13 protein-coding genes and 6 pseudogenes are annotated in these 11,981 nt (G+C 62.8%); 16 read left to right on the forward strand and 3 right to left on the reverse strand.

What is annotated here, in order from left to right:
- The 15 genes and pseudogenes from ACYCUK_RS20965 to ACYCUK_RS21035 all read left to right on the forward strand — a co-directional run.
- A partial coding sequence (locus tag ACYCUK_RS20965; protein ID WP_461596578.1) for a type 2 periplasmic-binding domain-containing protein occupies positions 1-249 on the forward strand: 249 nt, incomplete at its 5' end.
- Between the two features lie 833 nt (positions 250-1,082).
- A pseudogene (locus tag ACYCUK_RS20970) lies at positions 1,083-1,520 on the forward strand (DUF3291 domain-containing protein).
- Between the two features lie 46 nt (positions 1,521-1,566).
- The gene (locus ACYCUK_RS20975; RefSeq protein ID WP_461596579.1) at positions 1,567-1,908 is read left to right on the forward strand and encodes a hypothetical protein; all 342 of its coding nucleotides are present in this window, start codon (positions 1,567-1,569) and stop codon (positions 1,906-1,908) included.
- Positions 1,862-2,137, forward strand: coding sequence for a nucleotidyl transferase AbiEii/AbiGii toxin family protein (locus ACYCUK_RS20980; RefSeq protein ID WP_461596580.1), 276 nt, complete (start codon positions 1,862-1,864; stop codon positions 2,135-2,137). The genes ACYCUK_RS20975 and ACYCUK_RS20980 overlap by 47 nt, the downstream gene beginning before the upstream one ends.
- Positions 2,138-2,868: 731 nt before the next feature.
- Positions 2,869-3,668 (forward strand): annotated as a pseudogene (locus tag ACYCUK_RS20985) (MFS transporter); the annotation flags it as partial.
- Positions 3,669-3,687: 19 nt separating this feature from the next.
- A pseudogene (gene panE / locus ACYCUK_RS20990) lies at positions 3,688-4,660 on the forward strand (2-dehydropantoate 2-reductase).
- 155 nt (positions 4,661-4,815) lie between these two features.
- Positions 4,816-5,238, forward strand: coding sequence for a YciI family protein (locus ACYCUK_RS20995; protein WP_461596581.1), 423 nt, complete (start codon positions 4,816-4,818; stop codon positions 5,236-5,238).
- A gap of 95 nt (positions 5,239-5,333) precedes the next feature.
- Positions 5,334-5,795 (forward strand): VOC family protein, encoded by a 462-nt coding sequence (locus ACYCUK_RS21000; RefSeq protein WP_461596582.1) that lies wholly within the window; start codon positions 5,334-5,336, stop codon positions 5,793-5,795.
- A 49-nt stretch (positions 5,796-5,844) separates the two neighbouring features.
- On the forward strand, positions 5,845-6,234 hold the full coding sequence (locus tag ACYCUK_RS21005; protein WP_461596583.1) for a VOC family protein: 390 nt from the start codon (positions 5,845-5,847) through the stop codon (positions 6,232-6,234).
- Positions 6,235-6,258: 24 nt separating this feature from the next.
- Positions 6,259-6,615: a YciI family protein gene (locus ACYCUK_RS21010; protein WP_461596584.1), complete on the forward strand. Its 357-nt coding sequence runs from the start codon at positions 6,259-6,261 to the stop codon at positions 6,613-6,615.
- 112 nt (positions 6,616-6,727) lie between these two features.
- Positions 6,728-7,219 carry a VOC family protein gene (locus ACYCUK_RS21015; RefSeq protein WP_461596585.1) on the forward strand — a complete coding sequence of 164 codons (492 nt, stop codon included), beginning with the start codon at positions 6,728-6,730 and terminating at the stop codon, positions 7,217-7,219.
- Complete coding sequence (locus tag ACYCUK_RS21020; RefSeq protein WP_461596586.1) at positions 7,200-7,523, forward strand: SDR family NAD(P)-dependent oxidoreductase; 324 nt, start codon at positions 7,200-7,202, stop codon at positions 7,521-7,523. The genes ACYCUK_RS21015 and ACYCUK_RS21020 overlap by 20 nt, the downstream gene beginning before the upstream one ends.
- Entirely contained in the window at positions 7,511-7,732 is a 222-nt protein-coding gene (locus ACYCUK_RS21025; RefSeq protein WP_461596587.1) for a hypothetical protein, read from the forward strand. The genes ACYCUK_RS21020 and ACYCUK_RS21025 overlap by 13 nt, the downstream gene beginning before the upstream one ends.
- Positions 7,675-7,941: a hypothetical protein gene (locus tag ACYCUK_RS21030; protein WP_461596588.1), complete on the forward strand. Its 267-nt coding sequence runs from the start codon at positions 7,675-7,677 to the stop codon at positions 7,939-7,941. The genes ACYCUK_RS21025 and ACYCUK_RS21030 overlap by 58 nt, the downstream gene beginning before the upstream one ends.
- Positions 7,942-7,957: 16 nt before the next feature.
- Positions 7,958-8,155, forward strand: coding sequence for a dihydrofolate reductase family protein (locus ACYCUK_RS21035; protein ID WP_461596589.1), 198 nt, complete (start codon positions 7,958-7,960; stop codon positions 8,153-8,155).
- A gap of 275 nt (positions 8,156-8,430) precedes the next feature.
- Here ACYCUK_RS21035 and ACYCUK_RS21040 read toward each other — a convergent pair.
- Positions 8,431-9,021, reverse strand: a pseudogene (locus tag ACYCUK_RS21040) (IS66 family transposase); the annotation flags it as partial.
- 87 nt (positions 9,022-9,108) lie between these two features.
- Positions 9,109-9,988, reverse strand: a pseudogene (locus tag ACYCUK_RS21045) (IS3 family transposase).
- 166 nt (positions 9,989-10,154) lie between these two features.
- Here ACYCUK_RS21045 and ACYCUK_RS21050 point away from each other — a divergent pair.
- Positions 10,155-10,983, forward strand: a pseudogene (locus ACYCUK_RS21050) (IS630 family transposase); the annotation flags it as partial.
- 76 nt (positions 10,984-11,059) lie between these two features.
- Here the strand turns inward: ACYCUK_RS21050 and ACYCUK_RS21055 are convergent.
- On the reverse strand, positions 11,060-11,599 hold the full coding sequence (locus ACYCUK_RS21055; protein ID WP_461596590.1) for a hemerythrin domain-containing protein: 540 nt from the start codon (positions 11,597-11,599) through the stop codon (positions 11,060-11,062).
- Positions 11,600-11,981: the final 382 nt, after the last annotated feature.

Below are 11,981 nucleotides of genomic sequence, written 5' to 3' on the forward strand. Positions count from 1 at the left end.
CCGCGGTTTTCGCTCTACAGCATGGCTTTGCAGGCGGCATTGGACGGCGACGGTCTGTTGATGGGACGGGAGTGCCTGGTTGCCCCCTATCTGGCCAGTGGCAAGTTGCGCGCTGCGTCGCCAGTTCGAGTACCTCTACCCACGGGGCCAAACCTTCTATTGCCATCTCATCGAGCAAGTCACACGCTCACCCAGCAGTTCGTCAATTGGATCCAGAGGTCGTTTTCTGAAGCTGCTTCGACGTTTTGAAATGAGCCTCTCATGAATTCCGAGTGCGTAATCTGACGTCATGTTGAGCCCGCCATCTCTTGCCCCTACCTTTCACGTTCAAGGGCGCAGCCCGAGAACATCGCCTTTCGGGTTTCGGGCGAAGCCTGAGCAGGTGGGGACGGGGGCACAAACGCAGAACTCACACCGCGCAAGCGGGGTGGGTTCGAGGCTTGTGGACACGGCCCCCTACCCTGTACTTCTTTCTTGACGGTTATCTCAATAAAGATGCACCTGTCAGCACGCCTGTCGTGATGCCTGTCGATGCGCCTGTCAGAGCGATTTCGAATCCTGTCAGTGCAGTTCTGGATCGTGTCGTGATGCCTTTCTCTTCGTCTCGGATTGGGTTGCTTACGCTCGGCTGCTCCATGTTCTTTCCTTACATATAACGTGGAGGTCACCGGCGCTGCGCGGCTTTATCGCACAGCGTCCGGTGGACTGCAGGGTTATGCCTTTTGGACACGACCTAAAGTTTTGAAACAACGTCGTCGATCGCTTCTAGGGCTTGATCGCGGTACTCAGGCTTCACCTGAACCCTATGCCCGCTTATTTGCAATTTTCCGGTCTGCATCACGGAGAACGGGCAGCCGCGTGCAAACGCGACGACGCCAGTAGTTCCGAAGTCTCGAATTTCAACGATTCCGTTCTTAGGCTTCGAGAATGTGAAATGCTCGGGATAGGACTTAATGAGTGCCGTTACTGCCTCAATCCCGATTCGGGCTATTCAGGCAGTGCCAACCGCAGGGTACCGAACAACCCTGACGCGACCGTCGCTAGGGCCTGAATCAGGAATGGCTCACCGCTGAGCAAAATCGATGCCCTATCAGTTAGCCCAACTCAATATTGCTGTGGCCAGGGCGCCACTGGACTCCCCTGTGATGGCCGATTTTGTTGCCAATCGAGAGCGCATCAACGCACTCGCCGCAGCCGCACCGGGTTTTATATGGGCGTATCAACCTGAGGCCGGCGATGCCGATGTGCTGCTGCAATCGACGCATCCCATCTTGTTTCATTGATCCGTATGGCAGGATCCCGACGCACTGAGTCGTTTTGTCTACAGGGGCGAGCATGCCGAATTTGTACGGCGACGGAAAGCGTGGTTCACGGGCTTGGCCCAAGCCCATGCCGTGCTGTGGTGGGTCGTCCGCAATCATCGTCCGACTGTTGATGAAGCCAAACTCAAATTGGACCTCCTCCTGAAAAACGGTCCTACGCGAGAGGCATTCGCGTTCAAGCGGGTTTTTTGCCCTTGACCCTCGCCGTAAAATTGGCCCATCGGCCCATGGAATGGAAAACGCTTTGACGCCCGCATCATCCGATTTGTTGTTCCGCCTGGCTCGCACCTACATCTGGTGGAAAGAGCCCGAGGACGCCATGCTCTATCCGCGACGGTTGGTCGCGCAAATCATGGATATGGGCGACTGGGACGATGTGCACGCGATGGAGAAGGCTCTAGGCCATGATGCCCTGCGCGACGCACTGCGACACGCCGAGGCCGGTTGGTTCAGCCCGCCGTCCTGGCATTTCTGGCACGACCGCCTGGGGCTGGTGAGTCCAAACCAGTCGATGCCGGCGCTGCCGCAGCGTTTGCTTTATGAGCTTTCGCCCGCGTCTGGACATTCTGCCACCGGCGCGGCGTGAACTCTGGCCGCAGTTGAAGCCCTTGGTCAAGCTGGGCCTCGTTCTCTATGGCGGTACGGCCATCGCCTTGCGCATCGGGCATCGCCATTCGGTGGACTTTGATTTCTCCACCGAGAAGCCGCTGGACAAGGCGGCCATCATGGCGTCACTGCCATGCCTGGCCGCAGCCAACATTGCGCAATGCTCCGTCACTGCCCGCATAACTCCAAGCTCGAGCACGCGATCCTGACGTTGCAAGAGGTCGGCGGCCGCTCGGCTATCCGACCACGAACCATCCGCCCCGCCGGCGTCGGCGCTGCTGTCATCCGACCAGCTCGACACATCGGTGAGCCCAAAGTTCTGATCGTCGGGAACGGGTGCATCCGAGGTGCTGCCAGAACTGGGCAGGATGCCGCCCTGCCCGGCACTCGTTGCGCCGTGATCGAACAGCTTGTCCACCAGGGTTTCACCCACAGCGAATCCTGCCCCTGCAGCGAGCCCTGCGCCCAAGGTCCCCATCAGGCCTGACCCACCGCCCATGCCGGGCTGTTGCGCCATGGGATAGCCACCCGGATTGACCCCCGGCGGATAACCGGGCATCTGCGGCTGGCCATAGGGCGCGGCCCCTGGTGCAAAAACCATGGGGCGGCGGGTCTGGGCGCGGTAGAGCCCGGCCAACACGGCCAGAAAAGCCAGCATGCCCCACAGGAGGTGGACAAAGTCGGCAAGGGTAGCAAAGCCGTGCCATAGCTTGGGCTATGGTTGTGGTTTGCGCCTTGCATCCCATCCCGATGCGCGGCGCGCTGCATCACGGGAACTTGTTCAGCGTCGCCCTAATGCTCATGAGCCAGCTTGTCGCAAACGGCTCCATGCCAAGGCTGGAAACAACATGGCCAGGGGAGTCTGATCGCCATTACCGCTGAACGATGTGGCCGGTTCAACTTGGCCGCCAACCCTTTGAACAAGCTCGGAAAGACACACCCCATGCGCGCCCTCGCCCTCCGGAATCATCTGCGCTTTCACTACGCCTGGGTCGTGGTTGGCGTGACCTTTCTCGTCATGCTCATCACGGCCGGCACGCGTGCCGCACCGAGCGTGATGCTTGTCCCGCAGCGCTACGGAGAAGCCGACGACGCGCCAGCCCAGGCCGAGGCACCGAAGACCAACCCCATCGCCATGGCCTTCGGCGCCCTCGGCAAAGCCGTGAAGGTGCGCGACTTCTGGCTGCTCTTCTTCAGCTTCTTCATTTGCGGCGCGACCACCAACGGCTATATCGGCACGCACTTCATTGCCATGTGCGGCGACCACGGCCTGACGCCGGTGCAGGGCGCCGGCATCCTGGCCACCATGGGCGCCCTCGATCTCGTGGGCACCACGCTCTCTGGCTGGCTGTCCGACCGCTTCAACAACCGCGTGCTGCTGTTCTGGTACTACGGCCTGCGCGGCCTGGCGCTCATCTACCTGCCCTATGCCTTCGGCCTGGGTGACTTCGGCCTGCCGGTCTTCGCCCTGTTCTACGGGCTGGATTGGGTGGCCACCGTGCCGCCGGCCGTCGCCTCACGAACGATGCGTTCGGCAGCCGCGAGGCGCCCATCGTGTTCGGCTGGATCGTGGCCGGTCACCAGATCGTGGCGGCCTTTGCCGCGTTGATGGGAGGGATCCTGCGCCGCAGCTACGGCAATTACGCCTTGGCCACGACCCTCTCCGGCATCCTCGGATTGGTTGCCGCCGTGCTGGTGCTGCGCAGCCGCAGTCACGCGGTGCGCGTGGTTACGGCTTGACTCGCAAAGGACCTCGATCATGCGAATACTGGTCATCGGCGCCGGAGCGATCGGCGGCTATTTTGGCGGCCGGCTGCTGCAAGCAGGCCAGGACGTGACCTTTCTCGTGCGCGCGCGCCGCGCGCAGCAGCTCGGGAGCTCCGGTTTGCACATCCGGAGTCCGCTCGGCCACATCGCCATGCACGATCCGGCCACCGTCCAGGCGGAGAATCTGCGCACCCACTTCGACCTCATCGTGCTGAGCTGCAAGGCTTACGACCTGGATGACGTGATCCGTGGCATGGCGCCGGCCGTGGGTCCGGAAACAGCCGTCCTGCCTTTGCTCAACGGCATGCGTCACCTGGATGCGCTGGACACGGCATTCGGACGCCAACGCGTCCTCGGCGGTCAATGCATGATCGCGGCCACCCTCGATGCCGAGGGTGTCATCGTGCACCTGAACGACACGCATCACCTGGTGTTCGGAGAGGATGTTCGGAGAGCGCGATGGCGAACGCTCGGAGCGTGTGCGCAGCATTGCCGAAGCCTTCGCCGGTGCCAAGGTCGACGTCCGCGCGAGCCAGCAGATCGTCCACGAGATGTGGGAGAAGTGGGTGTTCCTGACGACCCTGGCCGCCAGCACCTGCCTGATGCGCGCGCCCATTGGCGCCATCCTTGCCGCGCCTTCGGGCAAGGCCGTGATCGAGGGGCTGCTCGAAGCTTGTCTCGCCGTCAGTCAGGCTGCGGGGTATGCCCCGCGCGCGGCATTCTTGGGGCGCACGCGCGAAATCCTGACCACGGAAGGTTCCACCTTGACGGCCTCGATGCTTCGTGACATCGAGAACGACTCCCGCATCGAAGCCGACCACATCGTGGGCGACATGCTCCAACGTCGAGCTGAAGCCGGGCTTGAGTCGAGTGGCGCCTCTCTGCTTTCCATCGCTTATGCCCATCTGAAGACCTATGAGGCGCGCAGGGCTGGAGCTGCAAGCAAGGCGCCTTGGGCGCCATGAATGCGTGATTGCGGGCGTCACGGGCCGCGGTGCAAAATTTGGTGGCTGGCCACATATTGGGCCGCGTGATGTCGATCCGCCATCGCCTGGCGCGTCGTATCGGCAGGGCGCGGCCATTGGCGCTGCCCCGTCACCCCATCCAGCAGGAGACCGCCATGCGCTTCATGCTCATCGTCAAATCCACCCCTGAATTCGAGGCCGAGGCCAGCACTGGCTTCCAGCCCGACCCCACGGTATTCGCCGAGATGGCCGCCTACCACGAGGAGCTGGCGCGCGCCGGCGCCTTGCTCGACGCCAACGGCCTGCAGCCCAGCCGCCAGGGTTGGCGCGTGCGCTACGACGGCGAGCGCCGCAGCATCAGCGACGGCCCGTTCACCGAGGCCAAGGAACTGATCGCCGGCTACACGCTGATCCAGGTGGCATCACGCGAGGAGGCGCTGGAATGGGCGCGGCGCTTTCCCAATCCGGTGGGGCCAGGCCAGCCGGCGGAGATCGAGGTTCGGCAGTTGTTCGAGCTGGACGACTTCGCGCCCTCCGGTGAGGTCGAGCGCTTCCGCGAACTGGCGGCGTCGAAATAAATTCGCCCGCGCTGTCGAATTTGCGCGACCTCGCGCGTCGTATCCATAGGGCGCGACACAACGCGCCCATTGCCAGCCACTCCCAGGAGAGTCCCATGAGCAAGGTCAAAGCCATCCCCGACGGCATGCACAGCCTCACGCCGCATCTGGTCTGCCGCAACGCCGCGGCGGCGATCGACTTCTACCGCCGCGCTTTCGGCGCCATCGAGCGATTCCGCCTGCCGACGCCGGACGGCAAGCTGATCCACGCCTGCGTGCTGATCGGCGACTCGCAGCTGTTTCTGTTCGACGAGATGCCCGAGCACGGCGCGCTCGGCCCGCAGGCGCTGAAGGGCTCGCCGGTGACCATTCACCTGCAGGTGCAGGATGCCGATGCCACCTTCGCGCGCGCGGTGGACGCCGGCGCGAAAATCACCATGCCGCTGGCCGACATGTTCTGGGGCGATCGCTACGGCCAGATCGAGGATCCTTTCGGCCACCACTGGGCGGTGGCCACCCATGTGCGCGACCTCAGCCCGGAACAGATCCAGACCGCGGCAGCAAAGGCCATGGGCTGAGCGGCGTTGCGCAAACCGAGACTTCAACGTCCTCGCGTAGGAGAACACCATGGAACACAACCCCGTCGGCTGGTTCGAGATTTACGTGCAGGACCTGCCCCGCGCCCGCAAGTTCTATGAAGCCGTGCTGCAGCACAAACTGGAACGGCTCGGCACCCCCGCCTCGATGCAGGCGTCCGGCATGGAGCTGTGGGCCTTCCCCATGTTCAGGGACCGCTGGGGCGCCGCCGGCGCCCTGGTGAAAATGCCCGGCGTGCCGTCCGGCGGCAACAGCGTGCTGGTGTATTTCAGCTGCGCCGACTGCGCGGTCGAAGCCGCCCGCGTGGTGCCGGCGGGCGGACGCATCGAGCGGGAGAAAACGTCCATCGGCGAGTACGGCCACATCGCCCTGGCCCTCGATACCGAAGGCAATATGTTCGGCCTGCATTCGATGCAGTAGCCGCCGCAAACCAGGGAGCATCCCATGAGCTACCTGCTGTTGATCGTCGAGCCGCGCGGCCAGCGCGAGGCCCGCAGCGAGGCCGAGGGCCGCGCCCTGTACGCCGACATGACCCGCTTCGGTGAGAGTCTGGCCGCACGCGGTCTGCTGCTCGCCAGCGAATCGCTGCGCCCGGACAGCCACGGCGTGCGCGTGCAGCAGCGCAACGGCCAGCCCGTGCTGCGCGACGGCCCCTTCGCCGAGGCCAGGGAAATGGTCGGGGGCTTTTTTCTGGTCGATTGCGCGAGCAAGGAAGAGGCCGTCGCCCTGGCTCGAGAATGTCCCGCCGCGCAATGGGCCACGGTGGAAGTGCGCGAGGCGGCGCCTTGCCATCAACCTTGAGCCAACCCCGGACGTCGCGCCGCGAGCCGGGGACGGCCCTCGAAGTCCGAGCCCGGTTCAGCCCGCCACCACGGTCGCGGCGGTATGCCGCGTCGATGCAGGGAGATTCACCATGCAGAAAATCACGCCCTTCCTCTGGTTCGACGGCTGCGCCGAAGAAGCCGCCCGGTTTTATGTCTCGATCTTCAAGAATTCCAGGATCACGCAGATCGCGCGCTACCCCGAGGGCGGCAACGCGGTGCACGGCCAGCCCGCCGGGCAGGTGATGACGGTCGCCTTCGAGCTCGACGGCCAGGCCTTCACCGCGCTCAACGCCGGGCCGCTGTTCAAGTTCAACGAAGCCATTTCCTTCGTCGTCGATTGCGCTGACCAAGCCGAAGTCGATCACTACTGGAACGCGCTCGGCGCGGGCGGCGACCCGGCCGCGCAGCAATGCGGCTGGCTGAAGGACCGCTACGGCGTGTCGTGGCAGATCGTTCCGCGGGCGCTGATTGATTTGCTGAGTGATCCCGATGCCGCCAAGTCGAGTCGGGTCATGCAGGCGATGCTGCAGATGAAAAAGATCGACATCGCGGGGCTGCGCCGTGCCTGTGAACAGCCATAACGCGCTGCCGCTGCACGGCAAGACGGCGGTGATTCACGGTGGCGGCGGCGCCATCGGCGGCGCGGTGGCGCGAGCGTTCGCGCGCGACGGCGCGCAGGTTTTCATCGCCGGGCGCAGCCGCGCCAAACTCGAACGCGTGCGCGAGGCCATCGTCGCAACTGGCGGCGTGGCTGAGGTGGCCGAAGTCGATGCGCTGGACGAAGCGGCTGTGAACGACCATATCGAAACCTTCTCGCGCCTGCTGGCGGCTGAACTCGGCGACATGCTTGATTCAAACGAGAGGAGATGGTCATGGCCAAGGTGATCGTGGCGCTGACGATGTCGCTGGACGGGTTCATCGCCGGCGCGAATGATGGACCGGAGCAGGGGCTCGGCGAGGGCGGCATGCGGTTGTTCGACTGGTACTTCGACGGCGACTCCCCGATTCCGCAGACCAGGCGGCCGCGGCGCGGGGCGTGTCCGTACCGCCCTTCAAACTCGACAAGGCCAGCGCGGCGGTGTTCGAGGAGCTGATCGACACCATCGGGACGGTGGTGACGGGACGGCGGACGTACGACATCGCGAATGGCTGGGGTGGCAACGGTCCGCTGCCGAGGCTGCCGCTGTTCGTGGTGACCCACCACGTCCCGGACCAGGTGCCCCAGGGCGAGAGCCGCTACACCTTCGTCACCGACGGCGTGGAGAGTGCGGTCGCGCAAGCGGCCGCGGCGGCCGGTCGGTGACAAATACGTGAGCCTGATGGGCGCCAGCGTGCCGCAGCAGTGCCTGCGGGCCGGACTGCTCGACGAGATCCAGATCCACCTGATGCCGGTGCTATTCGGGTCCGGGGTGCGACTGTTCGACCGCCTCGGGGCCAACCACGTCGAGCTGGACCTCATCAAGGTCGTCGACGCACCGGGCGTGACGCACCTGCGGTACCGCGTGATCAAGGGCTAGCGTCCACTGTGGATGAGGCCTATTCCGTCCGTTGCGGGCACCCGACGAGGAGTTGCAACATGAAACTGTGGTCTGGCGTCGTGACGGAAAAAGTCCAGGAATCCTTTAGGATAGGGCAGTTTTTCACTAGGGCGAGAAGGGAATCTTGCTCATAGATGTTCAGTAAAATCTGTGAGCGATCGAAAGGAGGAGAAACCAATGTCTTCTGTGATTTCTGGTATGACGCTGTCCCTTGATGGTTATGTCAACGAGACGAATGGAAATACTGAGAAGCCCTATAGGACACGCTGAACTATTCGATGTGTGAGCCAAATTTGATGATCCAGCGATGACCTGCGCCGATTTGCGTCAGTCCGATCGCTCGTTCGGCCGTTTTCCTCGGTCAGTTGGGCGTTTTTCGCCAGACCACGCCAGCGGGCCTTCTTGAATCCGAAGCGGTTTTTGATGACGTGGAAGATGTGTTCCACCCGCGCACGCACCCGGGCTTTGGCGCGCTCAATTTGTTGGGCAATGGCTTTGCCCGCACCGTCGGGAAGCTTCTGGATGAGGTTGCGCCTGGCCGCTACATGCCAGGTCACATCGGGGGGGCGATGCGGCCGTCTTGCTGCGCGGCCATGACGTCGTCGCGCGTGCGCCCAGCAGCCGGACTCGACCACGCGGCCCTGGGCATACAAGGCCTTGTAGCCGCTGAAGTCAGCGCTCAGCAACGTCCCTGACCAATCCTGCAGGAAGTGGCGAGCATGCTCACCGGCACGGCTGGTGCAGTAGTCAAACACCACCGCCGGGGTGAGCGCGCTGCGGTACACCCACACATAGGCGCGGTGCGTCTTGCCGGTGCTTGGGGCGAGTTGTGCCACCTTGGCGTCGAAGAGCTGGCCCTGGGCAGCGTCCAGGCTTTCGTTGGAACGGCCAAAGCGCCACTGCGCTGCCCCCGGCTTTAGCAGCACGACGGTTCAGAGTCCGTGGGTTGAATCGTAGTTAGGTGTTCTGATCTGGTGTGGCAGTGCCGTCAGCGCGGCGAACTTGGCCGGCGGGATATAGCCCAGCGTGCTGTGCGGCCTGTGATGGTTGTAGTCGTCCCGCCAGTTGGCGATGATGGAGCGCATGTGGCTCAGGCTGGCAAACCAGTGCTGCGACAGGCATTCATCCCGAAACCGGCTGTTGAAACTCTCAATGTCGGCGTTCTGCACCGGTTTGCCGGGCTGGATGAATCGCAGCTCGACCTGATTCCTGGCCGCCCAGTTCTGCATCTTGCGGCCTGCGAACTCAGGGCCGTTGTCCGTCCTGATGACCTTGGGCAGCCCGCGATCGGCAGCCACCTGATCGAGCACGCGCGTGACATACAGCGCAGGGATCGAAGTGTCGGCCACGATCTGCACGGATTCTTTCGTGCAGTCATCGACCACAGTCAATGTCTTGACCTTGCGACCGTTGGCCAATTCGTCGCAAACAAAGTCCATGCTCCACACCGCGTTAGGTAACTGCGGGCGCACCAGCGGCTGCCTGTCTGGCACGGGCAGTTTCTTGCGCCGGCGCTGACGAACCATGAGGCCCTCCTGCCGGTAGAGCCGGTAGGTGCGCTTGACGTTGACCTGCCAGCCCTCATGGCGCAGCCGGCTGTGCAGCATGCAATAGCCGTGGCGGCGGTGCTGCCCTGCCAGCGCCTTGAGACGCTGTGCGTCGGAGACCTTCATCCCGCCGAACTTCGCCTTCCAGCCGTAGCAGCTCGCTTCACTGAAGCCGTGTTTCCTGCACAGCTCCTTCACTGCAAGGCCTGCGGCAGCCTCACGCAGGAATCCAATGACCTGCTCCCTCTGTGAATCGCTTCTTCATCGTCCAATCTCTCCTCTCAGGGTGAATTGGACTCCTGACCATCATGTGGTGGTTTTCAGGGGGCAGCGCAACGGCGGTTGTGCCTCCCCAAGTGAGAGGGCAGGATGCGTTATTGATGCGGCCCAATGAAATATGAACTTTCCTGGATCTTCCGAATTCGAGAATCCTGGAAAAAGAAAACGCAAGAAAGCAAACCCCGGAGCAACTCCGCGAGCGCCGCAAGCAAGTCGTGAGGTTGCATCAAAAGGCCATCGGGATCATGCAGATTGTTGCCATGACGGGTTTGAGCGACCCGGCTGTGCGTGCCTGGATTGACCTCTTCCATGCAGGCGGCTGGACTGCCATTCGGCCGGCCTTGCGTGGGGGCAGCAAAGGCGTGGGGCGCATCCTGAGCCAGGTCCAAGAGGACACCATTCAGTGCGCCATTCTTCCTCTGGAGCCGGGCAGCCGTTGGCCAACTCATCGAGCAGAAGTACGCCATCAAGCTGCACGTGCACAGCGTCGGCAAGGGCGTCAAGCGCTGGGGCTTGACGCCGCAAAAGCCCATCAAGCGGGCCTATGAACAAAACCCCGAGGCCGTGCAAGCCTGGTTAGAGGGCGAATATCCTGCCATCGAGCAACGTGCCCGTCAGGAAGGGGCTGAAATCCATTGGGGCGATGAGACCGCACGGGTCAACACCGACGTGCGCGGCAGGAGCTTCGCTCCGGCTGGCAAACCACCCGTTGCCAGGACCGTGGGCAGCACCCGGCAAAAACTTTTGATGATCGCCCCGGTGACCAACCAGGGCAAGACCCGCTGGATGAGCATTGACGATGCGTTCGACGCCGACAGGCTCGTCGAATTCTTGCAAGCCTTGATCCAAGATGCGGGCAAAAAGGTTTTTCCGATGCTGGACAACTTGCGGGTTCATCCCAGCAGAATCGTCAAGGCCTGGGTGGCTGAACGCAAGGATCAAATCGAGCTGTTCCATCTGCCCAGCACCAGCCCTCAACTTCGCGCAACGGTTTTTTGATCCCGATCAAAAGGAAGAATGCCTGCATGAACGCTGCCTCTTGCCCGTGAAGGATGTTTCACGCCCCGCGCCGCGCTCGCATGGCCTTCCCGATGCCTTGGAGTTGCTCCTCGCTCAAGAGCCGTTTGGCCATGGGGAGGAGCTCGTTTTCTTCACGCGCGATGTGGCGCGTATGACGAACGATGAATTCGTCCACCGCGACAGCGTCGAGCGCGCTCGCATCGCCCCGCGTCACGCTCTCCAGTTGCGGTCGCAACACCTGCCAAACGGCATCGAGTTCACGATGGTCATGGGTCAGTGCCACAGTGATGTCGCGCAGGCACACGGGGTCGGAGCCCGCCATCGATTCCAGCAGCGCGGGGAACAGATCCCGTTCTTCATCCGCGTGGTGATCGCGCCCTGCAGTGTCGAAATAGCGCATCACGTTCGCGGCGGCTTGTCTGGCGTCCACATCGGCTCCATGTTCGGCCAGATGAGCCGGCAGGCGTCGCAGGGTCGAGCATTGTTTTTCGATGCGTCCGTGGCAGGCCGAAAGCATGTCCAGTGGTGCGTCGAATCCCGCTGCAAAGGATGATCCGGGAAGAAGGCTGATTTCCATGTCGAACCTTGTTGAAAAAACGGCGCTCGCCGGCGCGGGCACCCATCCATGGCCATGACTTTTCCGCTGTTACCAGCGCAGGTGTTGGTGCACTGCACGCGTACATGCGTGCAAGCCATGGCAGCCTAAGCCATTAAAGAAGTAAACACAATGCATGTTTGACTGCGGGGGTTTTGCAAAACGGACATGATGATGGCCTGTGTGAAATGATGGAGAAACACCATGCCGACGTCCACGGTCTATCCGCGGACCGATGCTGGACGTCGATCTCGATGGCTTTTACCGTTTCGTTGCCGGCGACGCCGCGCTCGCGCCACTGGCGACGCGTTTCCGTGGTGTGAAGCCGCCACGTTTTCCCACCTTGTTCGAAGCGCTGGCCAAC

It is taken from the genome of Thiomonas sp. (assembly GCF_054608695.1).

Bases quoted from the DNA above. Each gene is read 5' to 3' on its own strand.
- ACYCUK_RS20980 (WP_461596580.1), top strand. From the start codon at position 1,862: ATGAGCTTTCGCCCGCGTCTGGACATTCTGCCACCGGCGCGGCGTGAA.
- ACYCUK_RS20995 (WP_461596581.1), top strand. From the start codon at position 4,816: ATGCGCTTCATGCTCATCGTCAAATCCACCCCTGAATTCGAGGCCGAG.
- ACYCUK_RS21000 (WP_461596582.1), top strand. From the start codon at position 5,334: ATGAGCAAGGTCAAAGCCATCCCCGACGGCATGCACAGCCTCACGCCG.
- ACYCUK_RS21005 (WP_461596583.1), top strand. From the start codon at position 5,845: ATGGAACACAACCCCGTCGGCTGGTTCGAGATTTACGTGCAGGACCTG.
- ACYCUK_RS21010 (WP_461596584.1), top strand. From the start codon at position 6,259: ATGAGCTACCTGCTGTTGATCGTCGAGCCGCGCGGCCAGCGCGAGGCC.
- ACYCUK_RS21015 (WP_461596585.1), top strand. From the start codon at position 6,728: ATGCAGAAAATCACGCCCTTCCTCTGGTTCGACGGCTGCGCCGAAGAA.
- ACYCUK_RS21025 (WP_461596587.1), top strand. From the start codon at position 7,511: ATGGCCAAGGTGATCGTGGCGCTGACGATGTCGCTGGACGGGTTCATC.
- ACYCUK_RS21035 (WP_461596589.1), top strand. From the start codon at position 7,958: ATGGGCGCCAGCGTGCCGCAGCAGTGCCTGCGGGCCGGACTGCTCGAC.
- ACYCUK_RS21055 (WP_461596590.1), bottom strand. From the start codon at position 11,599: ATGGAAATCAGCCTTCTTCCCGGATCATCCTTTGCAGCGGGATTCGAC.